Here is a 22,170-nt window from a genome sequence, read left to right on the forward strand (position 1 = left end):
CGGGACGCCCCTTCCGTTTCCGTCAGCGCGAGGGCACTGCGCGCGGGAGGATCACTGCTCGGCGGACCGGGCGGCCGCGGCCTGCCGCTCCCGCTCCTCGGCCGCCTTCTCCTCCGCCTCCATCTCCGCGAACACGTCGATCGGCGCGGGTGCCTTCGCGAGGAACACCCACGTCAGGTACACCGCGAGCAGGAAGGGCGGGATCTTCAGGGCGACCAGGACCCAGCCCAGCTGCGCGGTGTCGGCCCACCAGTACAGCGGGAAGAGGATCGCGCACTTGGCGAGCAGGATCGTGCCCCACGCGTAGCTGGCCTTCGCGTAGGCCTTTTTGCGGCCCGGGTTCCGGGTGCGCCAGGAGAGGTTCTCCTTGAAGACCGGGCCGAGGATCAACCCGATCAGCGGCACCCCGCACAGGGTGGTGACGATGTAGGCGAGGCCCAGTCCCAGCGTGTAGAGCATGCCGGGCAGGTAGAAGTCCTTGGCGTTGCCGGTCATCATCGCGAAGACCACGCCGAAGGCCACGCCGAAGACGCCGCTGAAGGCGTGCTTGACGGTGTCCTTCATCACCAGCCGGACGACGACCAGCACCAGCGACACGGCCAGCGCCGCGATCGCCGACAGGTGGAGGTCCTTGTTGATCGTGAAGATGGTGACGAAGAGGAGGCCGGGAACCACCGTCTCCACCATGCCCCGCACGCCGCCGAACGCCTCGAACAGGGCGGCCTCGGTCACCGCCCGGGCGTCGTCCGCAGATGTCTCTTCGGTCGGCTTGTCGAGCGACGTCACCGGCTACTCCCGTCCGAGGGGTCTCAGTTCGTACTTGGGGTTGAACAGCACTCGGCGGCCCCGGCTCATCGAGATCCGGCCCGACGCGATCAGCTTGCGTCCGGGCTCTATCCCCACGATGGAGCGCCTGCCGAGCCACACCACGTCCAGCGCGGCGGAGCCGTCGAACAGCTCGGCCTCCAGGGCGGGGACTCCTGCGCGCGGCCGAAGGGTGACCGTGCGCAAGGTACCAGTTACCGTCACTATCTGGCGGTCCTGACAGTCTCCGATCCGGATACAACCGGCCGTCTCGGTGTCCTCCCGCAGTTCCTCGGACTCCAGGTCCTCCTGCGACGAGGAGAGCCGGTCGAGCATGCGCCGGAACCGGCCCACCGGCTTTTCGGAACGAGGAACAGCACTCATATCTGAAGCGTACCGGGGCCTACTGACGAAGGGCGAGGAGCCCATTTCCCGATCCGACAGCCCACCCCCGGCCCGGCTATAGCCCATCCCCCGGGGGGCCAATCCCCGGCCCCCCGGCCCCCCCGGCCGCACCCCTCACTTCTCGAACCGGTACCCCATCCCCGGCTCGGTGATGAAGTGCTTCGGGTGCGAGGGATCCGCTTCCAGCTTCCGTCGCAACTGCGCCATGTACACGCGCAGATAGTTCGTCTCCGTCCCGTACGACGGCCCCCACACCTCCTGGAGCAGCTGCCTCTGCCCGACCAGGCGGCCGCTGTTGCGCACGAGGACCTCCAGCAGGTGCCACTCCGTGGGCGTCAGCCGTACGTCCTTGCCGGCGCGGTCGACCTTCTTCGCGGCCAGGTCGACGGTGAACTCGCCGGTGTCGACGATCACGTCGCCCTCACCGCCGGCCGGCTCGGCCCGCCGCACGGCGGCCCGCAGCCGGGCCAGCAGCTCGTCCATGCCGAACGGCTTGGTGACGTAGTCGTCGGCCCCCGCGTCCAGCGCCTCGACCTTCTCGTCCGAGGAGTGCCGGGCGGACAGCACCAGGATCGGCACCCGGGTCCAGCCGCGCAGCCCCCTGATCACCTCGACGCCGTCCATGTCGGGCAGGCCCAGGTCCAGGACGACCACGTCGGGGTGGCGGGCGGCGGCGAGCCGGAGGGCGGTGGCGCCGTCGTGGGCCGCGTCGACCTCATAGGTGCGTGCCTTGAGGTTGATCACGAGGGCACGCACGATCTGCGGCTCGTCGTCGACCACCAGGACGCGGGTCATGAGGCCTGCCTTTCCGGTTCTGCGGTGGGGTACGGCTCCGGGCGGGATGCCGCCGCACGGAGGGAGAGGACCATCGTGAGCCCGCCACCGGGGGTGTCCTCGGCGTTCAGGGTGCCGCCCATGGCCTCGGCGAAGCCGCGCGCCACCGCGAGCCCCAGACCCACCCCCGCCCCGCGCGGGGCGTCGCCGTGGCGCTGGAAGGGCTCGAAGATGCGGTCCTTGGCCTCGTCGGGGACGCCGGGCCCCCGGTCGACCACCCGCACCTCGACCCGGTCGGCCAGCGCGCTGGCGGCGACCAGCACGGGCGCGCCGGACGGACTGTACTTGACGGCGTTCTCGACGAGGTTGGCCACCGCCCGCTCCAGCAGCCCAGGGTCCACGGCGACCATGGGCAGGGTCTCGGGCACGTCCAGGCAGGCACTGCCCTCGGGGACGCCGCCGAGCGCCATCGGCACCACCTCGTCGAGGTCGATCTCGCGGATCAGCGGGGTGACGGTGCCGGTCTGGAGGCGGGACATGTCGAGGAGATTGCCGACGAGATGGTCGAGGCGGTCGGCGCCCTCCTCGATGCCCTCCAGCAGCTCGGCCCGGTCCTCCTCCGACCACTCGACGTCCTCGGAGCGCAGGGAGGTCACGGCCGCCTTGATCCCGGCGAGGGGCGTCCGGAGGTCGTGGCTGACGGCTGCCAGCAGGGCCGTGCGGATGCGGTTGCCCTCGGCGAGCGTGCGGGCCCGGTCGGCCTCCTCCTGGAGCCGGCGGCGGTCCAGGACGACGGCGGCCTGGGCGGCGAAGGCGGCCAGCACCCTGCGGTCCTCGGCGGGCAGCACGCGGCCGGTCAGCGCCAGCGCCATGTGGTCACCGACGGGCATGTCCACGTCTGCCTCGTCGGGCCGCTCGACGGGGCGCCCCCGGCCGACGCGGCCGGCGCAGGTCCACGGCTCGACGTCGCTCGCCCGTTCCAGCAGGGCCGCCGACTCCATGCCGAAGGTCTCCCGGACGCGTTCCAGCAGCTCCTCCAGGCCCGTCTCGCCGCGCAGCACGTTACCGGCGAGGAAGGAGAGGATCTCGGACTCGGCCCGCAGCCGGGCCGCCTGGTGGGTGCGGCGGGCGGCGAGATCGACGACGGAGGCCACCGCGACGCCGACCGCCACGAAGATCACGATGGCGACGATGTTCTTCGGGTCGGCGATGGTCCACCGGTGCAGGGGCGGTGTGTAGAAGTAGTTCAGCAGCAGGGAGCCGACCGCCGCCGACGCCAGGGCGGGCAGCAGCCCGCCGAGCAGGGCGGCCGCCACCGTCAGCGCCAGGAACAGCAGCATGTCGTTGGCGAGGCCGAGGTCGACGGCGCTGAGCAGCGCGGCGAGGAGGGGCGGGCCGAGGACACCGGCGATCCAGCCCCAGGCCCGCCGGGAGCGCCCGAGGCGCGCGCCCCGGGCCACCGGCAGTCCGCGGCCCTTGGCGACCTCGCCGTGGGTGACGATGTGCACGTCGAGGTCGGGACCCGATTCCCGGGCGACCGTCGCGCCGACGCCGGGTCCGAAGACGTACTGCCAGGCCTTGCGGCGCGAGGAACCCAGCACGATCTGGGTGGCGTTCACGCCCCGGGCGAAGGCGAGGAGCGCGGCCGGTATGTCGTCGCCGACGACATGGTGGAACGTTCCGCCAAGGTCTTCGACCAGGGTGCGCTGCAGCGCGAGTTCCTTGGGCGAGGCGGAGGTCAGCCCGTCGCTGCGGGCTATGTAGACGGCCAGCACCTCACCGCCGGCGCCCTTCTCGGCCAGCCGTGCGCCCCGGCGGATGAGCGTGCGGCCCTCGGGACCGCCGGTCAGTCCGACCACGATCCGCTCGCGCGAGCCCCAGATCCTCGACACCCGGTGCTCGCTGCGGTACTGGGTCAGGTAGGCGTCGACCCGGTCGGCCACCCACAGCAACGCCAGCTCTCGCAGGGCGGTCAGGTTGCCGGGACGGAAGTAGTTCGACAGGGCGGCGTCGACCTTGTCGGGCTGGTAGACGTTGCCGTGCGCCATCCGCCGCCGCAGCGCCTCCGGCGTCATGTCGACCAGCTCGACCTGGTCGGCCCTGCGCACCACCTCGTCCGGCACGGTCTCCTGCTGCCGCACGCCGGTGATCGACTCGACGACGTCGCCGAGGGACTCCAGGTGCTGGATGTTGACGGTCGAGACCACGTCGATCCCGGCGGCGAGCAGTTCCTCCACGTCCTGCCAGCGCTTGGCGTTGCGGGAGCCGGGGACGTTCGTGTGGGCGAGTTCGTCCACCAGGGCGACCTGGGGGCGGCGGGCGAGGACGGCGTCGAGGTCCATCTCGGGGAAGACGCCACCGCGGTACTCCAGCTCCCGGCGCGGCACCTGCTCCAGGCCGTGCAGCATCACCTCGGTGCGGGGCCGTCCGTGGTGCTCGACGAAGCCCACCACGCAGTCCGTGCCCCGCCCGACCCGGCGGTGGGCCTCGGACAGCATCGCGTACGTCTTGCCGACGCCCGGTGCCGCGCCGAGGTGGATCCGAAGCTTGCCGCGTGCCATGGCCTCATTGTCTTCCGGTGGTGTGCCGACTGCGCAGCGTCGACCCTACGGCCGGAAGGCACGGGGTCCGGGTCCCCGGCCCGGCTCCGGGGCGCACTTTGACGGAACTCTGACGCGGCCGGGCGGGCGGACCGGGCGCCGGGGTGCCCCGCCCGGCGCCCGGTGGGTCAGCGGCTCACGCCGGGTTGTCGCCGTGGGTGAGGGTCTCCCAGGCGACGAAGAGGTTGTTGCTGCCGGCGGGGCGGTTCCGCTGGGTCAGCGTCGCGGTGTTGGTCATGGCGTGCCCGATCCGGTTGGCCAGGGCGTTGTGCCCGACCTCGGAGACCGGCCCGAGCCCGAGCTTCAGCGAGCCGCCGCACAGCCAGCCCTCGGCACCGGCGCCGAGCTGGTACCTGGCGTGGAAGCCGAGCCCGTGCCGCAGCCGCTCGCCCACGTCGGTGGCGTAGAGGTCCTGCCCCTGGATGCGGCTGGTCTCGGCGACGTGCGAGATGGCCGAGAGGCCGTAGCCGGTGTGGGTGAAGTCCCGGCAGGTCTCCTGGCTGAGCCCGTTGACGAAGGTCGACTGGCCCTGCCAGTACGTGACGATCTTCTCGCGGGTGTTCAGGTTCTGGCTCGGCACGGTCTTCGGCAGGGCACCGTCGGAGGTCAGGTAGACGTAGGCGGCGGTGCGCGTGCGGAACCTCGCCATGGCCTTGTCGTACGACGCCTTGTCCTCCAGGAAGACGGAGATGCCGACGGCGGCCTCCGTCATCGACAGCTCCCAGTTGCCGTTGGAGTTGGAGCCGTTGACGATCTCGGGCAGGTAGACGGTGCGCAGCATGGTGGCGAAGCGGCCGGAGTTCGCCCAGGTGCCGGTGTACGTGTACTTGATGATCTCGGCGGCCCTGGGCCAGGAGGAGCCGGCCCAGCCGGTCTGCAGGGGCTCGTTGCTGTCGGTGTGGTCCCTGATCACGGCGGACCAGGCGTCCATCAGCTCGATCGCCTTGCGGGCGTGCCGTTCGTCGCGGGTGATGTACCAGGCCAGCGCCTGCGTGTACGCGGCGATCGCGTCCTCACGCTCGTCGGTGCAGCCGTGGTCGGGGTTGGAGTACGACCCGCACTCGACGACCGCCCGGGGCTTGGGCGTGCGGTTCAGGTCGGCGTACTCGCTCGCCATCATTCGGTCGAAGGCGCCCTTCCAGGGCTGGGCGCCGGCGTCGACCTCGGAGCGGGTGAAGTCCAACTGCCCCTTGGAGACGATGACTCCGGGATGGACGAAGGCGGCGGGGGCGCTGGGGGCGGCGTCGGCGGGCCAGGCGAGGGCTCCGGCGACCAGGGCGACCGCGGCCGCAAGCAAAACGGTTCTGCGCATGCGTGGAGGGCCTTCCGTTCTCGTACGTGAACGTGAAGCGCCTTTATGAACAGACGCGTTGAAAGGCGAAGCTAGGTACAGACCAATGCGCCGTCAAGGTTCCGCGCACGAGAAAGGGCCGCATCCCCGGCGGGATGCGGCCCTGGTGTTTCCGTGAGCTCAGCGGACCTCGGTGATCTCCGGTCCGCGCTGGAGCTGGCCCATTCCGCCCGCGAAACGGGAGCCCTCCTCCTGCTGGACGCCCTCGGGGACCATCTGGGCATCGTTCGGCAGCTTCAGGACGATCGGGTCACGGGGCGCCATGGGGCCCTCACCGCGGACCACGACGGTGTCCCGGAAGATCTGCTCCAGCAGCCCTGCCGCCTGCGGCTGCACCGCGCCCTGGCCCGAGATGACCCCGCGAAGGAACCAGCGGGGGCCGTCCACGCCGACGAACCGCACGACCTGGAAGCCGCCGGTGCCGTCCGGCAGCTGCACGGGCACCTGCGCGCGCAGCTCCCAGCCCAGCGGCCCCTCGACCTCGTCGACGATGCCGCCCTGCTGGGTGATGCCGGAGCCGATCTCCTCGCGCACCTCGCCCCAGATGCCCTCGCGCTTGGGCGCGGCGAAGCCCTGCAGCTGGATGGCGCTGTCGCGCAGCACGACCGTGGCCGCCACGATCGCGTCGCCCGCGACCTCGACCCTGAGCTCCATGCCGTCGACGCCCGGCACGAACAGACCGCCCAGGTCGACCCGGCCCTCGCCGGGGTCACGGACCTCCGAGTCGTCCCAGGGCCCGTCGGGGCGAGGCGCGGGCTCCAGCCTCAGGCGCTCGCGCTCTTCGTCCGCCTCGGTGTCGACACCGTCGACGACCTGCTCGGCCTCGCCGGCCGCGTCCTCGGCGGCATCCCTCTTCTTGCGACGTCCGAACACGTCACTGTCCTTCCCGGTCGGATACGACCGAAGCGTATCGATTCCCACCCGTCCGACCGCCCAGGGCGGCCTGACCGCTTGTGCCGCTCGTCCCGTCCACCGCGGCATGGCCGCCGGTGGACCCGAAGCCCCCTTCGGCCCGCGCGGAGCCGGGAAGTTCCGCCACCTCCTGGAAGCGGACCCTCTCGACCTGCTGAACCACCAGTTGGGCAATCCGGTCGAAGCGCTCGAACCGCACGGCCTCGCGCGGGTCGAGATTCACCACGATCACCTTGATCTCCCCACGGTACCCGGCATCAACCGTCCCCGGGGCATTCACCAGGGCGACGCCGCAGCGAGCGGCCAGACCGGATCGCGGGTGCACGAAGGCCGCGTACCCCTCCGGCAGCGCCACAGACACTCCCGTGGGCAGCACGGCCCGCTCGCCCGGCTCCAGTCGGCACGCCTCGGTGGTGCGCAGATCGGCCCCGGCGTCCCCGGGCTGCGCGTACGACGGAAGCGGTACGTCCGGATCGACGCGCCGGATCAGCACGTCCAGCGGCTGCCTGCTCACCGGGCTCGTGGAAGTCATGGGACGCTCCGTGCTCTCGGGGCTCACGCGGCTGCCCGGGCCTATGGGGCCGCCCGGGCTCACGGAGCTCCCTGAGCTCACGGGGCCGGCTGTGCCGACGGCGTCGGCTGTGTCGACGGTGTCCGCTGTGTCGACGGTGTCGGCGGTGTCGGCGGTGCTGTCGGTCGGCGCAGGGCGGGCGGTGCTGCTCACGGGTTCACCTCGAAGGCGCGGGCGCGCCGGACCTGGTCCGGGTCGTTCATGGCCGCCTGGATCTCCTCCGGGCGGCCGTGGTCGACGAAGTGGTCGACCTTCACCTCGATGAAGAGGGCGTCGGCGCGCACGGCGACCGGGCCGTCGGGACCGCCGACGCGTCCGGTCGCGGTGGAGTAGATCTTCCGCCCCGCCACGGCCGTCACCTCCGCCTCCAGGTGCAGCGTGGTGCCGACGGGCACGGGCCGTACGAAGTCGGTCTCCAGCCGCCCGGTCACCGCGATCGTGCGCAGCAGCCAGTTCAGCGAACCGAGGGTCTCGTCCAGCGCGGAGGCGAGCACACCGCCGTGCGCGAGGCCCGGGGCGCCCTGATGGGCGGGCTGGACGGTGAACTCGGCGGTGAGCGACACGCCCTCGCCGGCCCGCGCCTCCAGGTGCAGCCCGTGCGGCTGGTCGCCACCACAGCCGAAACACTCGCCGTAGTGCGCGCCGAGGGGCTCACCGGGCGCGGGCGCGTCCGGGTGCCGCACCGGTTGCACGGCGTCGGCCGGGGGGTGAAGAGCTGCGGAAGTACCACTCACAGCCGGAGACCTTACCCGCGCGTCGGCCCCTTTCGGACACCGTGTCAAGCTAGGCCCCATGCAGCTCTCCGCCGCTCCGTACGAAGAACGCCTGACCGCTCCGCGGACCTGGTGGCTGATCTCGTTCCTCGTGGGCGTCTCGATGGCCCTGATCCTGCTCCCGTTCGGCACCCTGCCGATGCTCGGCGGCCTGGCCGGGGGCACCGCGGTCGCGGCCGTCGCCGCGAGCTCGTACGGCTCGGTGCGCATCCGCGTGGTCGGCGACTCCCTGATCGCGGGCGAGGCGAAGATCCCGCTGGCCGCCCTGGGCGAGGCGGAGGTGCTGGACGCGGAGGAGACCCGCGCCTGGCGCACCTACAAGGCCGACCCGCGCGCCTTCCTCCTGCTGCGCGCATACATCCCCACGGCTCTGCGCGTGGAGGTCACGGACCCGCAGGATCCGACTCCGTACCTGTACCTGTCCACGCGCGAGCCGGAGCGCCTGGCGGAGGCACTGCGGACGGCGAAGCCGGAGTAGCACACCTGAACGAGGCGTCACCCGGCCGCCGTGCCGACGGCGGTCGCGCAGTCGGCTCCTCGACGACCGCCGGCGCTCGACGGCTCCGTACGGCAGGCCGGGTTTGCGCACGGCAGATCACGTTTCCGTACGGCAGGCCACCCTCTCAGCGTCCGTCGCCCTGCTTGCCGTCGCGTCCGTCGCCCTGCTTGCCGTCGTGTCCGCCGTCCCGCCGGTGGTCCGTGTGGCGGCCCAGGGGATCGTGCGTGATCTCGCCCATCTCCAGGGCGTCCACCGGACGTTCGAGGGCAGGGAGCGCCTCCAGGGCCTCCCAGGGCACCTGGATCTTGCGCAGGTCCCCTCGGATCCGGCCGGCGAGCTTTCTCGTCTCGCCGCGGTTCATGACCGCCCCCACGGCGGCTCCCACCAGGAACGGCATCAGGTTCGGCATGTTGCGGACCATGCGCTTCATGATCCGCTGCCGCAGTTCGCGCTTCATGCGGCTGTTCAGCGCCGTGCTGAAGGTCGACGGCTTGGACGCGTCGATGCCGCGCTCCCCCGACCAGGAGTCGAGGTACGCGGTGCTGCGCTGCTTGAGATTGCCGGGCGGCCGTACGCCGTAGACCTCGTGGAGTTCGGCGATCAGCTTCAGCTCGATCACCGCGACGCCGGTGACCTCTGCGGCCAGTTCCGTCGGCATCGCCGGGGGCACGGGGAGCATCGCGGCCGCGCCGACACCCGCTCCGACCGTCGCCGTCGCCTTCGCCGCACCCGCCACGAGCTTGTCCGCCAGCTCCTCGGGGCCGAGGCCCGGGAACTGCCTGCGCAGTGTCGCCAGGTCCCGTACGGGGACGCGCGGGGCCAGTTCGATGATCCGGTCGGCGAGGTAGGCGAGTCCGGCCCGGGCCCGGTCGCCGCCCTTGCGGGCACCTTCCCTGGCCCGCTCGCGGATGGTCCCCGCCCGCCGTCTCGCGACGGGTGCGGGGACGTCCACGGATGCCGGGAGGTCACCCCGGTCCGCTGTGGGTTCGAGCGAGGCCGTCCCCGGACCGGTTGAGCCTCGCTCGTCGTCACGCACGCCGTACTGCGGGCCGGTGATCGGCCCTTCGTCCGCCTTTCGCTTGGAGAAGCGGCGCTTCCAGGGAGGGGTCGAGCCAGTCACGGCCGACCCGCCCTCAGTCGCAGTCGCGGCAGATCGGCTGACCGTTCTTCTCCCGGGCCAGCTGGCTGCGGTGGTGCACCAGGAAGCAGCTCATGCAGGTGAACTCGTCCTGCTGCTTCGGGAGCACCCGGACGGCCAGCTCCTCGTTCGAGAGGTCGGCTCCGGGCAGCTCGAGGCCTTCGGCGGCCTCGAACTCGTCGACGTCCACGGCGGAAGCCGACTTGTCGTTCCTCCGGGCCTTCAGCTCTTCGAGACTGTCCGAGTCGACGTCGTCGTCGGTCTTGCGTGGAGTGTCGTAATCGGTTGCCATGGTCGCTCTCCCCCTCTGGGTGTCTGCGGTGTCTCCAGCGCACGTAACGCGTGAGAGGCCGGACTTGTGCCCGACCTGAGGCGGAGATTTTGCCTCACATCAAGGTCTGTTACTCAATCGACACCCAACCGGACTCCTGACGAGTGATCGGCTTGGATGGCGATGGGGACCGTACACGGTCCGAATGCTGCACGCCAAAGGCGTCTCACCGTGTACTTCCCGTGATCAAGACCCCCGAAAACCGGGATTTTCCCGGCTTTACGACAGCGTGCATGATCACGGAGAGTAGATGGCCGGAAAGGCGTCCCTGTGATCGATCACACACGGTGCACGCGCGGTGAAGGCTCAGAAATTCCGCGCAAAGCGAACATCCCCGTGTGCCGCCGAGTTGATCGGCGACATGATCTCAGATGGGCAGCGTGACGCGCATGACGAGTCCACCCCCTTCACGCGGCTGGGCATAGATGTGCCCGCCGTGTGCGCGGGCCACGGACCGGACGATGGACAGCCCGAGCCCCACGCCCTTGTCGCTGCCCGTCCGCTCCGTGCGCAGCCGGCGGAACGGCTCGAAGAGGTTGTCGATCTCGTACGCCGGCACCACCGGACCCGTGTTGGAGACGACCAGGACCGCCTGGCCGTGCTGGACCTCGGTGGTGACCTCGACCCAGCCGCCCTCCGCCACGTTGTAGCGCACGGCGTTCTGCACGAGGTTGAGCGCGATCCGCTCCAGCAGCACGCCGTTGCCCTGCACGACCGCGGGCTTCTGCTCGCCCCGGATCACGACGCCCTTGCTCTCGGCCTCGCCGTTCACCTGGTCGATGGCCTGCGAGGCGACCTCGGCGAGGTCCACGGGCCCCCGCTCGACGATCTGGTTGTCGCTGCGGGCGAGCAGCAGCAGGCCCTCGACGAGCTGCTCGCTGCGCTCGTTGGTGGCCAGCAGCGTCTTGCCGAGCTGCTGGAGCTCCATCGGCGCGTTCGGGTCGGACAGGTGCACCTCCAGGAGCGTGCGGTTGATCGCCAGCGGCGTTCGCAGCTCGTGCGAGGCGTTGCCGACGAAGCGCTGCTGGGCGGTGAAGGCGCGCTGCAGCCGTTCCAGCATGTCGTCGAAGGTGTCCGCCAGCTCCTTCAGCTCGTCGTCCGGGCCGTCCAGCTCGATCCGGCGGGACAGGTCGGAGCCCGCCACCGCCCGGGCGGTGCGGGTGATCCGGCCCAGCGGCGACAGGACGCGGCCGGCCATCGCGTAGCCGAAGGCGAAGGCGATGACCGCCAGGCCCAGCAGCGCCAGCAGGGAACGGCTGAGCAGGTCGTCCAGGGCGTGCCGGCGCTGCTCGTTGACGCAGGCGTTCATGGCGTCGTTGAACTCGCTGGGCGAGGCCTGGTCGGGCAGGTTGCAGATGTCACTGGTGACCTTGCCCTCGACGATCTTGAAGGGCAGGTCGCTGCCCACATGCAGCGCCTGGGCCGCCAGCAGGTAGATGATCGACAGCAGCAGGATGCCGGCGATCAGGAACATGCCGCCGTAGAGCAGCGTGAGCCTTATGCGGATGGTCGGGCGCAGCCACGGGAAGGGCGGCACGGGCCTTCGGGGATCCCAGGTGGGCTTGGGGGGCGCCTGCGGGGGCGCGGGAGTCGTCGCCACGGGGTATCAGATCCGGTAGCCGGAGCCGGGGACGGTGACGATGACGGGGGGCTCGCCCAGCTTGCGGCGCAGGGTCATGACGGTGACGCGCACGACGTTCGTGAACGGGTCGGTGTTCTCGTCCCAGGCCTTCTCCAGGAGCTGCTCCGCGGAGACGACGGCGCCCTCGCTGCGCATCAGCACCTCCAGGACGGCGAACTCCTTGGGAGCGAGCTGGACCTCCTGGCCGTCGCGGAACACCTCGCGCCGGTTGGGGTCGAGCTTGATCCCGGCCCGCTCCAGGACGGGCGGCAGGGGCACGCTGGTGCGCCGGCCCAGGGCCCGCACCCGCGCGATGAGCTCACTGAAGGCGAACGGCTTGGGCAGGTAGTCGTCGGCGCCGATCTCCAGTCCCTCGACCCGGTCGCTGACGTCGCCGGAGGCCGTCAGCATCAGCACGCGCGTGGGCATGCCCAGTTCGACGATCTTGCGGCAGACGTCGTCACCGTGCACGACAGGGAGGTCGCGGTCGAGGACGACCACGTCGTAGTCGTTCACGCCGATGCGCTCCAGGGCGGCCGCACCGTCGTACACGACGTCGACGGCCATGGCCTCCCGGCGCAGTCCGGTGGCCACCGCATCGGCGAGCAGCTGCTCGTCCTCGACGACGAGTACGCGCACGTTGCTGGTCCTTCCTCATGTCCACCCGCGTAGCCCTTCACCGGGCACACGTGGGCAGGGGTCTTCGACAGTGCTTGGTGTGTTGCCCTCCATCCTGCCCTTTTCGGCCATAAGTCGGAGGTAAGGCGGGTGAGGGCTCCGTTGCCCGAGGGGGAATACGAGATTTTCTCCCCCGGTTAGGTTTCCACGGAAGGGAGCTTGGGGAGGACGGCTTTACATCCCACGATCACGCTCTGCTGGCGCCGCACCACCATGCGGTGCGCATCAATCCGCTTTCCGCAGGGCGGGCGTGGGTGTCCGGCACCGTCGCCGCCCAGCCGAGCGGCGCTGGGCATCCACATGCGGCGTGATCGTCCCTTCCGAACGGCACACCCCCGTGCCATCGACCCACGACCCAGGACGAGGGGGCGCAGCATGGACGCATTCACCGCAGGACTTCTGCAGCGCATAAGGGCGACCGAGTCCGATCTGTCCCGGGCTCGCGACGAGGGCGACGAGTTCCTCGTCGACGTGGAGCAGGGCGAGCTCGACGACCTGCGCCGTCTCGCCGCCGAGCACGGTGTGCAGGTCGGTGCGACGAGCGTCTGATCACGCAGTACGAAGCGGGCCCCGGCGAATCCAGCGCCGGGGCCCGCCGCGTTGCCGCAGGACGCGTTCACCCGGTGTTCATCGCGCCGTCGGCCGTTGGCCGGGCAGTCCGGCGTCCTCAGTCGTGCCAGGCTCCGAAGTCCTCCAGGAGCCGCTGGAGGGGCTCGAACACGCCGGGGGTGCCCGCCACCGCCAGAGCCCCCGACGGGCGCTCTCCGGGGCGTCCACCGGTCAGCGCGCCCGCCTCCCGGGCGATCAGGTCCCCCGCCGCGAGGTCCCACGGATGCAGGCCGCGTTCGTAGTAGCCGTCGAGGCGTCCCGCTGCGACGTCGCACAGGTCGACCGCGGCCGAGCCGCCGCGCCGGATGTCGCGCAGCAGCGGGATCAGCCGCTGGGCCACATCGGCCTGGTGGGCGCGGACGTCGGAGACGTAGTTGAAGCCCGTCGACACCAGCGCCTGCTCCAGGGGCGCTGCGGGGCGGCAGGCCAGCCTGCGCTCGCCGTCCCAGGCGCCGGTGGCCCAGGCACCGCGGCCGCGCACGGCGTGGAACGTCTCACCGCGCATCGGGGCGGTGACGACTCCGACGACGGTCTCGCCGTCCTGCTCAGCGGCGATGGAGACGGCCCAGGTGGGCAGCCCGTACAGGTAGTTCACCGTGCCGTCGAGCGGGTCGATCACCCAGCGGACGCCGCTCGTGCCCTCCGTGGCGGCGCCCTCTTCACCGAGGATGCCGTCGTCGGGGCGGTGCTCGGCGATCAGGCCCGTGATCAGCTTCTCCGCCGCGATGTCCATCTCGGTGACGACGTCGATGGGGCTGGACTTGGTCGCGGCGACCGCGAGGTCGGCCGGACGTCCGTCCCGCAGCAGCGCGCCGGCGCGGCGGGCCGCCTCCTGGGCGAGGTCGAGCAGGTCCGTGTGCAGGGGGTCGGTCACGGGGCTCCTCAGACGTAGGTGCTGTCGGCGCCCGCGGCGGCGGGCCGGGGGGCGCGGGCCGGGCAGCAGCCGACCGGGCAGAGGTTGTGGCTCGCCCCGAGGGCGCCCAGGGCGCACGGCGTGACGTCCTGCCCCCGTTCGACGGCGGCACGCTCCACCACGAGCTCGCGGATCGCGGCGGCGAACCTCGGGTCGGCGCCGACGGTGGCCGAGCGCCGCATCGGCAGACCGAGCTCCTCGGCCCGGGCCCTCGCCTCCGTGTCGAGGTCGTAGAGGACCTCCATGTGGTCGGAGACGAAGCCGATCGGGGCGATGACGACCGCCGGGACGCCGGCCGCGTGCCGCTCGTCCAGGTGGTCGCAGATGTCGGGCTCCAGCCACGGGATGTGCGGGGCACCGGAGCGGGACTGGTAGACGAGCTGCCAGGGGTGGTCGACGCCGGTGCGCTCCCGGACGGCGTCGGCGATCTGCTGCGCCACGTCCAGGTGCTGCTTCACGTACGCGCCGCCGTCGCCGTGCTCCTCGACGGGGCCGGAGGTGTCGGCGGAGGCCGTCGGGATCGAGTGGGTCGAGAAGGCGAGGTGCGCCCCGTCCCGGACGTCCTCGGGAAGCTCGGCGAGGGACTGGAGCACCCCGTCGATCATGGGCTCCAGGAAGCCCGGGTGGTTGAAGTAGTGCCGCAGCTTGTCGACCTTCGGCAGCTCCAGGCCCTCCGCCTCCAGGGCCGCGAGCGCGTCGGCGAGGTTCTCCCGGTACTGGCGGCAGCCCGAGTACGAGGCGTAGGCGCTGGTGGCGAGGACCAGGACGCGGCGGCGGCCGTCGCGGACCATCTCGCGCAGGGTGTCCGTCAGGTACGGCGCCCAGTTGCGGTTCCCCCAGTAGACCGGCAGGTCCAGGCCGTGGTCGGCGAAGTCCTTGCGCAGGGCGTCCAGCAGGGCGCGGTTCTGGTCGTTGATCGGGCTGATGCCGCCGAACAGGAAGTAGTGCTGCCCGACTTCCTTGAGGCGTTCCTTGGGGATGCCGCGCCCACGTGTCACGTTCTCCAGGAACGGAACCACGTCGTCCGGGCCTTCCGGGCCGCCGAACGAGAGCAGGAGCAGGGCGTCGTAGGGGCTGACATCGCGCGCGTCTGGCATGAGTCGATCCTGCCACCCTGCACCGACAGCCGGGAAACGGCGGGGTGACACGCGCGCGGCGGCGGGCGGGCCCGGGGCGATCCGGCGCTGGGCCGGACGGGTGCGTCGGCACGTTCGGAGCCGTAAGCTGTGTCGACTGCGTTCGCAGCTTACCGAGCCCTGCGGAGACCCCGTTGCCCAGCCCTTACCGCGCCCTGTTCGCAGCCCCAGGCTCCAAGGGTTTCTCCGCTGCGGGTTTCCTGGGCCGGATGCCGCTGTCGATGATGGGCATCGGCGTGGTCACGATGATCTCGCAGCTCACCGGGCGGTACGGGCTCGCCGGTGGGCTGTCGGCGACCATCGCGCTGGCCGCCGCGGTGGCCGGGCCGCAGGTGTCCCGGCTGGTGGACCAGTACGGGCAGCGGCGAGTGCTGCGTCCGGCCACACTGATCTCGCTCACGGCGGCCGCCGTCCTGCTGTTCGCCGCGCACTATGGGTGGCCGGACTGGGTGCTGTTCGCGGCCTGCGCCGGCATCGGCTGCGTACCGAGCGTCGGCGCGATGATCCGGGCTCGCTGGGCGGCGCTGTACCGCGGCACCCCGAAACTGCACACCGCCTACTCCTTCGAGTCCGTGGTGGACGAGGTGTGCTTCGTCTTCGGGCCGATCATCTCCATCGGCCTGTCCACGGCCTGGTTCCCGGAGGCCGGCCCGCTGCTCGCCGCCTGCTTCCTGGCCGTCGGCGTGTTCTGGCTGACGGCGCAGCGCGCCACCGAGCCCGAGCCGCACCCACGGGAGCGCAAGGGTGGCGGCAGCGCGCTGCGCGCGCCGGGCCTTCAGGTCCTGGTGGCCACCTTCGTCGCCACCGGCGCGATCTTCGGGGCGGTCGACGTGGTCACGGTGGCCTTCGCCGACGAGGAGGGCCACAAGGCCGCGGCGAGCGTCGTCCTCGCCCTGTACGCGGGGGGTTCCTGTGTAGCGGGCATGGTCTTCGGGCTGCTGCACTTCGCCGGGGCGCCGGAACGTCGGTGGCTGCTGGGCGTATGTGCCATGGCCGTGAGTATGATCCCCCTCCTACTGGTCGGAAACTTGCCGTTTCTGGCCGTGGCGCTGTTCGTTGCGGGACTGTCCATCGCTCCGACGATGATCACGACGATGTCCCTCATCGAAGAGCACGTACCACGCGCGCAGCTCACCGAAGGCATGACCTGGGTGAGCACCGGGCTCGCGGTGGGGGTCGCACTCGGCTCCTCCGCGGCCGGCTGGGTGATCGACGCGGCCGGGGCGCGTGCGGGGTACGGGGTTCCGGCGGTGGCCGGGGCCGTCGCGGTCGCGGTGGGTTTCCTCGGGTTCCGCCGGCTCAAGCGACCGGCACCGGGTCGGGGAGGCTCCGTTGAGCAGCACAGCGAACGGAAAGAACGGCACGTGGCGTAACTGGGGCGGCAACGTCTCAGCGCGTCCCGCGCGAGAGGTCACCCCTGCCTCCGTCGACGAGCTGGCCGCCGCGGTGCGGCGGGCCGCCGAGGACGGTCTGAAGGTGAAGGCGGTCGGCTCCGGGCACTCCTTCACGTCCATAGCCGCGACGGACGGTGTGTTGATCCGTCCTCAACTGCTGACCGGCATCCGCAGCATTGATCGCGAGAACATGACGGTCACGGTGGAGGCCGGCACCCCGCTCAAGAGGCTCAATGTGGCCCTCGCGCGTGAGGGCCTGTCGCTCACGAACATGGGCGACATCATGGAGCAGACGGTCTCCGGCGCCACCAGCACCGGCACGCACGGCACGGGCCGCGACTCCGGCTCGATCGCCGCCCAGATCAAGGGCCTGGAGCTGGTCACCGCCGACGGTTCGGTTCTCACCTGCTCCGAGAAGGAGAATCCGGAGGTCTTCGCCGCCGCCCGCATCGGCCTCGGCGCCCTGGGCCTCGTCACCGCGATCACCTTCGCCGTCGAGCCGGTCTTCCTGCTCACGGCCCGCGAGGAGCCGATGCCGTTCGAACGGGTCCTGTCCGACTTCGAGGAACTCTGGGCCGAGAACGAGCACTTCGAGTTCTACTGGTTCCCGCACACCGGCAGCACCAACACCAAGCGCAACAACCGCAGCGCGGGCCCGGAGAAGCCCGTGCCGCAGCTCAAGAGCTGGATCGAGGACGAGTTCCTCTCCAACGGGGTGTTCCAGGTGGCCAACTGGGTCGGCCGCGCGGTGCCCGCCACGATCCCCGCGATCGCCCAGATCTCCAGCAAGGCCTTGTCCGCACGGACCTACACGGACATCCCCTACAAGGTCTTCACGTCGCCGCGCCGGGTGCGCTTCGTGGAGATGGAGTACGCCGTTCCGCGCGCGGCCGTCGTCGAGACGCTGCGCGAGCTGAAGACGATGGTCGACCGCTCGGGCCTCAGGGTCAGCTTCCCCGTCGAGGTGCGCACCGCCCCCGCCGACGACATCACGCTGTCCACCGCCTCCGGACGGGACAGCGCGTACATCGCCGTCCACATGTTCCGGGGCACGCCGTACCAGCGGTACTTCACGTCCGCGGAGCGCATCTTCACCGCCCACGAGGGCCGTCCGCACTGGGGCAAGATCCACACCCGGGACGCCGAGTACTTCTCCCGGGTGTATCCGCGCTTCGGCGAGTTCACGGCGCTGCGGGATCGGCTCGACCCCGATCGGCTGTTCCAGAACGACTACTTGCGGAGGGTTCTGGGGGCGTAGGAGGCGCACAGGGGTGGCGCTCCCCGCGCCCTCGCTCCCCGTGGCGCTCGGAGTCGGGGCCGGACTTGGCGTCGTACCGCCGCTCTCGCCGACGGAGGCCGGTGGAGGACGAGGTGGTCCCGCTCGGCGGTTTCGCCGGACGGGCCGGGGGGTGGGAGCACATGCCAGCAGTGAACTCGCCTACCGCGGAGAGGTTTCCCGGCCGGCCCGGCCGTCGGCCGGGGCGGCTGCCGCCTACCCCGCGTGGCGGCCTCGTACCCCCCGGCCCACACCCTTGGTTCCGATTTTGGTGATTACGTGAAGTACCCCACGTTCAAGATCGCAAGATGAGGGCAGGAGAGGCCAAGTCCCACCCCTCGCCAGAAGTTGGGCGGCGCGCCAATCCACGCACGTGGCCCGAATGGAGTACTGTTGCGAGCCCTGGGTCCGGTCTCCCGTCAGGGTGTACAGGGCCTTGAGGAACGCCGGGAGGGGGCTAGTTGCACAGGGTGACAGAGTTCGTCACTTAGCGTTGCGAATAGGTAACCGTGCCATAACGGCGATCCAGGGCCAGCGCCCGACACGCCGGGCAACTCGGCAAGGTTGTGGCAGGCTGCACCCGGGCAGGCCACACTCGACTAGCGGAAGCAGCGACGCACGTGACGTCGGCAGGCACCACCCGGGAGGTCCCCATGCCCGAACTGCGTGTCGTGGCCGTCTCGAATGACGGCACACGGCTGGTGCTGAAGGCTGCCGACTCTACGGAGTACACGCTCCCGATCGACGAACGCCTGCGCGCCGCCGTGCGCGGCGACCGTCCCCGTCTCGGCCAGATCGAGATCGAGGTCGAAAGCCACCTCCGCCCCCGCGACATCCAGGCGCGTATACGTGCCGGCGCGACCGCGGAAGAGGTCGCGCAGATGGCAGGCATCCCCGTCGACCGGGTGCGCCGCTTCGAGGGCCCCGTGCTCGCCGAGCGCGCCTTCATGGCCGAGCGGGCCCGCAAGACCCCGGTCCGCCGCCCCGGCGAGAACTCCGGCCCACCCCTCGGCGAGGCCGTGCAGGAGCGGCTGCTGCTGCGCGGCGCCGACAAGGACACCGTCCAGTGGGACTCGTGGCGTCGCGACGACGGCACCTGGGAGGTCCTGCTGGTCTACCGCGTCGCGGGCGAACCGCACTCGGCGAGCTGGACGTACGACCCGCCCCGGCGACTCGTCCAGGCCGTCGACGACGAGGCGCGCTCCCTGATCGGCGAGTCCGACGACCTGTCCGCACCCGAGCCCAGCTTCCCGTTCGTGCCCCGGATCGCCCGGCTGCCGCGCGACAGACCGCTGGACCGCCCCGAACGCGAGCGGCCCAGTCTGCCCGCGCAGGCGTCCGAGCCGATCGAGGAGACCACCGGCGAGAGAGACTCGCTGACGAGCCTGCTCGAGGCCGTGCCGAGCTTCCGCGGCGACCTGGTGGTTCCGGAACTCCCCCCGGCGGAGACCGAGGAGGAGCCCGTCGTCGTCGCCGAGGTCGAGGAGGAGGAGCCTCCGGCCCCCGCGGCCTCCGCCGGTTCCGCCTACGCGGATGTCCTCATGCCGCGCAGTGTGGGCAGCCACCGTGACCGGCTCATCGGTGCCACCGACCGCCAGGCCGAAGCGGACGGCGTACGTCCCGGGCGCAGGGCGGCCGTCCCGAGCTGGGACGAGATCGTGTTCGGCACGCGGCGCAAGAAGCAGGAGTAGCCGACCCGGCTACCGAAGGACGAGGGCCGCGCCGTCCGGGCGCGGCCCTTCCTCCGGGTCAGGTCACTGCGGATCCGGGCCGACGGCGACCGGCCGGTCCGGGTCCGAGGACCACTCCGACCAGGACCCCACGTACAGCTCGGCGGGAATGCCGGCGGCCGCAAGCGCCAGGACCTGGTGTGCGGCGGAGACCCCCGAACCGCAGTACACGCCGACCCGCGAACCCTCGGTCACACCAAGCCCCTTGAACCGCTCCCGCAGCTCCCCCGCGGGAAGGAACCGCCCGTCGGCCCCCACGTTCTCCGTGGTCGGCGCCGACACCGCGCCCGGGATGTGCCCGGCCACCGGGTCGATCGGCTCCACCTCACCGCGGTACCGCTCCCCCGCCCGCGCGTCCAGCAGCACCCCGGACCGTGCCAGCGCCGCGGCGGCATCCGCGTCGAGCAGCCCCGTCGCCCCCGGCTCGGGTACGAAGTCACCCTCCTCCGGAGCCGGCACGGACTTCTCCAGCGGACCCTCCCAGGACGGCAACCCGCCGTCGAGGACTCGCACATCCGGGTGACCCGTCCAGCGCAGCAGCCACCACGCCCGGGCCGCCGCCCACCCCTGGCCGCCGTCGTAGACGACCACCGGTGTCCCGGCCGAGACACCGGCCCGGCGCATCGCGGCACCGAAGCGCGCGAGGTCGGGCAGGGGGTGCCGCCCGCCCTCGCCCGGCGCGGAGGCCAACTCCCGGTCCAGGTCGACGTAGACGGCTCCGGGCAGGTGACCTGCCTCGTAGGCGGCCCGGCCGTCGAACGGCGGCTCGCCGGCCGCCTTGGCCGCGGTGAGCTGCCAGCGGACGTCGAGCAGGACCGGCGGGCGGGCGCCCGTGAGATCCCTGGCGAGGTCGGATGCGGAGATGATGGCGTTCATGGTGCCCATCCTCGCGCACGGGGGTGGCCGAGTCGTCCGTGTCCGGCTACTCTGCTCGGCCGGAGCGGGGCGATCACGTGGCGTACGGGAACAGCCACATGCTGTACAGCTGAGCGACACCCGCCGACAAGCGCGCCGTGAGCACAGGTGCCCGCGCATCGGGCATTCTCCCGGGCAAGGGACGCCCCACAGGGCCGCCCCACCGGGCTGCGGAGAGCACGGCCACCGCGAGGCCGAGAAGAGAGTGACGATGACCGACGCACGGGGGTCCGCCGGGCCGAACAGCGACACACCCGCTCGGCACGCGCCCGGCGCGCCCTGCTGGGTGAGCCTGATGGTGCACGGCCCGGACGCGACCGAGGAGTTCTACGGAGCGCTGTTCGGCTGGGAGTTCCAGCCGGGCCCCCAGCAGCTCGGGCCCTATGTGCGCGCGCTGCTCGACGGGCGTGAGGTGGCCGGGATCGGACGGCTGCCGCCGGACCGCCATCTGCCCATCGCGTGGACGCCCTACTTCGCCTCGCAGGACGTGGATCTGACGGCCGAGACGGTGCGCAGCCGCGGGGGCACGATCGGAGTGGGCCCGCTCGACGCGGCCGACGCCGGCCGCCTGGCCATCGGCTCCGACCCCTCCGGCGCGGTCTTCGGCATCTGGCAGGCCGCGGCGCACCTCGGCACCACCGTCGCGGGCGTCCCCGGCACTCCCGCCTGGAACGAACTGCTGACCTTCGAGTCGGCCGGCGTCGCCAAGTTCTACCGCACGGTGTTCGGCTTCGAGGAGGAGCCGGTGGTCTCCGCCGACTTCGACTACGTGTCCCTGCTTCTCGGCGGCGAACCCGTCGCCGGAATCCACGGTCTCGGGCACGCGCTGCCCCGCGGCCTTGGACCGCACTGGGTCACGTACTTCCAAGTGGCCGACGTGGACGACGCCCTGGACCACCTGGACCACCTCGGGGGGCAGGTCCTCAAGACGGTGCACGACACAGCCCACGGGCGGGTGGCGCATGTGGCGGACCCGGAAGGGGCGCGATTCGCGCTGTTGCAACGCCCGAGCTGAAGCCGGCGAGCCGGCCGGGGGTCACGCGGACGTCACCGGCAGCACGTCCGGGGACAGGGCCGCAGCGCGGGACGTCGCCGCGGTCATCCGGCGGCGGTGATGACGCCGGCACAGGACCTCGTAGCCGACCTCGTCCGCGGAGTGGGTGACGTCGCCGACGACCACCTGGGCGCCCTCGACGACCATCACCCCGCCTATCGTGCGGGCGTTGTGCGTGGCGCGGTCTCCGCACCAGCACAGGGCCTCGACCTGGAGCACCTCGACCCGGTCGGCCAGTTCCACCAGCCGCTGCGAGCCGGGGAACAGCTTGGAGCGGAAGTCCGTCGTGATGCCGAAGGCGTAGACGTCGAGGCTCAGGTCGTCGACCACACGCGCGAGTTGGTCGATCTGCTCCGGCGCGAGGAACTGCGCCTCGTCGGCGATCACGTAGTCCGCGCGGCCGCCCTGCGAGAGGTGGTCGACGAGGTAGCCGTAGAGGTCCTGCCCGTCCCCCACCTCCACTGCGTCCGTCACCAGGCCGAGACGCGAGGACAGCTTGCCCTCGCCGGCGCGGTCGTCGCGCGAGAAGATCATGCCCTGCAGGCCGCGCGCCGAGCGGTTGTGCTCGATCTGGAGAGCCAGCGTCGACTTCCCGCAGTCCATCGTTCCGCAGAAGAACACCAGCTCGGGCATGTGGAGTTGAGCACCTTTCGGCATGGGAGGTCGGGGCGGGCCGTGTCGGGAGC

The 22,170-nt window shown here is 71.5% G+C and carries 22 protein-coding genes; 6 read left to right on the plus strand and 16 right to left on the minus strand.

The features are described from left to right. Nucleotides 1-51 precede the first annotated feature (51 nt). From FDO69_RS19955 to FDO69_RS19990, 8 genes are all read right to left on the minus strand, one after another. Nucleotides 52-786 carry a DUF3159 domain-containing protein gene (locus FDO69_RS19955; RefSeq protein WP_104781210.1) on the minus strand — a complete coding sequence of 245 codons (735 nt, stop codon included), beginning with the start codon at nt 784-786 and terminating at the stop codon, nt 52-54. 3 nt (nt 787-789) lie between these two features. Next, entirely contained in the window at nt 790-1,188 is a 399-nt protein-coding gene (locus FDO69_RS19960) for an OB-fold nucleic acid binding domain-containing protein (protein ID WP_104781211.1), read from the minus strand. Nucleotides 1,189-1,323: 135 nt separating this feature from the next. After that, entirely contained in the window at nt 1,324-2,004 is a 681-nt protein-coding gene (locus tag FDO69_RS19965) for a response regulator (RefSeq protein WP_104781212.1), read from the minus strand. Further along, the gene (locus tag FDO69_RS19970; protein ID WP_104781213.1) at nt 2,001-4,544 is read right to left on the minus strand and encodes a sensor histidine kinase; all 2,544 of its coding nucleotides are present in this window, start codon (nt 4,542-4,544) and stop codon (nt 2,001-2,003) included. The genes FDO69_RS19965 and FDO69_RS19970 overlap by 4 nt, the downstream gene beginning before the upstream one ends. Before the next feature lie 175 nt (nt 4,545-4,719). Further along, nucleotides 4,720-5,895: an alginate lyase family protein gene (locus FDO69_RS19975; RefSeq protein WP_104781214.1), complete on the minus strand. Its 1,176-nt coding sequence runs from the start codon at nt 5,893-5,895 to the stop codon at nt 4,720-4,722. A gap of 159 nt (nt 5,896-6,054) precedes the next feature. Then, nucleotides 6,055-6,807: a DUF3710 domain-containing protein gene (locus tag FDO69_RS19980; RefSeq protein ID WP_104781215.1), complete on the minus strand. Its 753-nt coding sequence runs from the start codon at nt 6,805-6,807 to the stop codon at nt 6,055-6,057. Nucleotide 6,808: 1 nt separating this feature from the next. Next, a complete protein-coding gene (gene dut / locus FDO69_RS19985; protein WP_104781338.1) occupies nt 6,809-7,378 on the minus strand; it encodes a dUTP diphosphatase in 570 nt (189 codons plus the stop codon). A 188-nt stretch (nt 7,379-7,566) separates the two neighbouring features. Next, nucleotides 7,567-8,151 (minus strand): PaaI family thioesterase, encoded by a 585-nt coding sequence (locus FDO69_RS19990; RefSeq protein ID WP_104781216.1) that lies wholly within the window; start codon nt 8,149-8,151, stop codon nt 7,567-7,569. A gap of 58 nt (nt 8,152-8,209) precedes the next feature. Here FDO69_RS19990 and FDO69_RS19995 point away from each other — a divergent pair, with 58 nt between their 5' ends. After that, nucleotides 8,210-8,668: a DUF3093 domain-containing protein gene (locus FDO69_RS19995; protein WP_104781217.1), complete on the plus strand. Its 459-nt coding sequence runs from the start codon at nt 8,210-8,212 to the stop codon at nt 8,666-8,668. A 145-nt stretch (nt 8,669-8,813) separates the two neighbouring features. On the opposite strand, the gene FDO69_RS20000 is transcribed toward FDO69_RS19995, so the two are convergent. The 4 genes from FDO69_RS20000 to FDO69_RS20015 form a co-directional block, all read right to left on the minus strand. Beyond that, entirely contained in the window at nt 8,814-9,809 is a 996-nt protein-coding gene (locus FDO69_RS20000; RefSeq protein ID WP_104781218.1) for a hypothetical protein, read from the minus strand. 13 nt (nt 9,810-9,822) lie between these two features. After that, on the minus strand, nt 9,823-10,119 hold the full coding sequence (locus FDO69_RS20005; protein ID WP_003993510.1) for a DUF4193 domain-containing protein: 297 nt from the start codon (nt 10,117-10,119) through the stop codon (nt 9,823-9,825). A gap of 406 nt (nt 10,120-10,525) precedes the next feature. Continuing rightward, complete coding sequence (locus FDO69_RS20010; RefSeq protein ID WP_104781219.1) at nt 10,526-11,758, minus strand: sensor histidine kinase; 1,233 nt, start codon at nt 11,756-11,758, stop codon at nt 10,526-10,528. Nucleotides 11,759-11,764: 6 nt separating this feature from the next. Then, nucleotides 11,765-12,418, minus strand: a complete 654-nt coding sequence (locus tag FDO69_RS20015) for a response regulator transcription factor (RefSeq protein WP_053670977.1) — start codon at nt 12,416-12,418, stop codon at nt 11,765-11,767. A gap of 414 nt (nt 12,419-12,832) precedes the next feature. Between FDO69_RS20015 and FDO69_RS41265 the strand changes: the two genes are divergently transcribed. Next, nucleotides 12,833-13,006: a hypothetical protein gene (locus FDO69_RS41265; protein ID WP_167526644.1), complete on the plus strand. Its 174-nt coding sequence runs from the start codon at nt 12,833-12,835 to the stop codon at nt 13,004-13,006. A gap of 118 nt (nt 13,007-13,124) precedes the next feature. On the opposite strand, the gene FDO69_RS20020 is transcribed toward FDO69_RS41265, so the two are convergent. Both FDO69_RS20020 and FDO69_RS20025 read right to left on the minus strand, forming a co-directional pair. Beyond that, nucleotides 13,125-13,940 (minus strand): inositol monophosphatase family protein, encoded by an 816-nt coding sequence (locus FDO69_RS20020; protein ID WP_104781220.1) that lies wholly within the window; start codon nt 13,938-13,940, stop codon nt 13,125-13,127. A gap of 8 nt (nt 13,941-13,948) precedes the next feature. After that, the gene (locus tag FDO69_RS20025) at nt 13,949-15,076 is read right to left on the minus strand and encodes a ferrochelatase (RefSeq protein ID WP_104781221.1); all 1,128 of its coding nucleotides are present in this window, start codon (nt 15,074-15,076) and stop codon (nt 13,949-13,951) included. A gap of 173 nt (nt 15,077-15,249) precedes the next feature. Between FDO69_RS20025 and FDO69_RS20030 the strand changes: the two genes are divergently transcribed. The 3 genes from FDO69_RS20030 to sepH all read left to right on the plus strand — a co-directional run bounded on the left by FDO69_RS20030 (nt 15,250) and on the right by sepH (nt 19,476). Further along, nucleotides 15,250-16,488 carry an MFS transporter gene (locus tag FDO69_RS20030; protein ID WP_104781222.1) on the plus strand — a complete coding sequence of 413 codons (1,239 nt, stop codon included), beginning with the start codon at nt 15,250-15,252 and terminating at the stop codon, nt 16,486-16,488. Beyond that, entirely contained in the window at nt 16,448-17,767 is a 1,320-nt protein-coding gene (locus tag FDO69_RS20035) for a D-arabinono-1,4-lactone oxidase (protein ID WP_104781223.1), read from the plus strand. Before FDO69_RS20030 ends, FDO69_RS20035 begins: the two co-directional genes overlap by 41 nt. A 671-nt stretch (nt 17,768-18,438) precedes the next feature. Beyond that, a complete protein-coding gene (gene sepH / locus FDO69_RS20040) occupies nt 18,439-19,476 on the plus strand; it encodes a septation protein SepH (RefSeq protein ID WP_104781224.1) in 1,038 nt (345 codons plus the stop codon). A gap of 63 nt (nt 19,477-19,539) precedes the next feature. On the opposite strand, the gene FDO69_RS20045 is transcribed toward sepH, so the two are convergent. Then, on the minus strand, nt 19,540-20,391 hold the full coding sequence (locus FDO69_RS20045) for a sulfurtransferase (RefSeq protein WP_104781225.1): 852 nt from the start codon (nt 20,389-20,391) through the stop codon (nt 19,540-19,542). A gap of 250 nt (nt 20,392-20,641) precedes the next feature. Between FDO69_RS20045 and FDO69_RS20050 the strand changes: the two genes are divergently transcribed. Beyond that, nucleotides 20,642-21,445: a VOC family protein gene (locus FDO69_RS20050; RefSeq protein WP_104781226.1), complete on the plus strand. Its 804-nt coding sequence runs from the start codon at nt 20,642-20,644 to the stop codon at nt 21,443-21,445. Between the two features lie 21 nt (nt 21,446-21,466). Here the strand turns inward: FDO69_RS20050 and FDO69_RS20055 are convergent, their stop codons facing one another. Next, nucleotides 21,467-22,117: a thymidine kinase gene (locus tag FDO69_RS20055; protein WP_104781227.1), complete on the minus strand. Its 651-nt coding sequence runs from the start codon at nt 22,115-22,117 to the stop codon at nt 21,467-21,469. Nucleotides 22,118-22,170: the final 53 nt, after the last annotated feature.

Origin of the sequence: Streptomyces tibetensis, assembly GCF_007655005.1 — a bacterium.
GTDB lineage: Bacteria > Actinomycetota > Actinomycetes > Streptomycetales > Streptomycetaceae > Streptomyces > Streptomyces tibetensis.

What these genes read in the sequence shown, in the direction of transcription:
- FDO69_RS20045 (WP_104781225.1), bottom strand. Translation starts at nt 20,391, where the DNA reads ATGAACGCCATCATCTCCGCATCCGACCTCGCCAGGGATCTCACGGGC.
- dut (WP_104781338.1), bottom strand. Translation starts at nt 7,378, where the DNA reads ATGACTTCCACGAGCCCGGTGAGCAGGCAGCCGCTGGACGTGCTGATC.
- FDO69_RS20005 (WP_003993510.1), bottom strand. Translation starts at nt 10,119, where the DNA reads ATGGCAACCGATTACGACACTCCACGCAAGACCGACGACGACGTCGAC.
- FDO69_RS20055 (WP_104781227.1), bottom strand. Translation starts at nt 22,117, where the DNA reads ATGCCCGAGCTGGTGTTCTTCTGCGGAACGATGGACTGCGGGAAGTCG.
- FDO69_RS19975 (WP_104781214.1), bottom strand. Translation starts at nt 5,895, where the DNA reads ATGCGCAGAACCGTTTTGCTTGCGGCCGCGGTCGCCCTGGTCGCCGGA.
- FDO69_RS20025 (WP_104781221.1), bottom strand. Translation starts at nt 15,076, where the DNA reads ATGCCAGACGCGCGCGATGTCAGCCCCTACGACGCCCTGCTCCTGCTC.
- FDO69_RS19970 (WP_104781213.1), bottom strand. Translation starts at nt 4,544, where the DNA reads ATGGCACGCGGCAAGCTTCGGATCCACCTCGGCGCGGCACCGGGCGTC.
- FDO69_RS19965 (WP_104781212.1), bottom strand. Translation starts at nt 2,004, where the DNA reads ATGACCCGCGTCCTGGTGGTCGACGACGAGCCGCAGATCGTGCGTGCC.
- FDO69_RS41265 (WP_167526644.1), top strand. Translation starts at nt 12,833, where the DNA reads ATGGACGCATTCACCGCAGGACTTCTGCAGCGCATAAGGGCGACCGAG.
- FDO69_RS20050 (WP_104781226.1), top strand. Translation starts at nt 20,642, where the DNA reads ATGACCGACGCACGGGGGTCCGCCGGGCCGAACAGCGACACACCCGCT.
- sepH (WP_104781224.1), top strand. Translation starts at nt 18,439, where the DNA reads ATGCCCGAACTGCGTGTCGTGGCCGTCTCGAATGACGGCACACGGCTG.
- FDO69_RS19995 (WP_104781217.1), top strand. Translation starts at nt 8,210, where the DNA reads ATGCAGCTCTCCGCCGCTCCGTACGAAGAACGCCTGACCGCTCCGCGG.
- FDO69_RS19960 (WP_104781211.1), bottom strand. Translation starts at nt 1,188, where the DNA reads ATGAGTGCTGTTCCTCGTTCCGAAAAGCCGGTGGGCCGGTTCCGGCGC.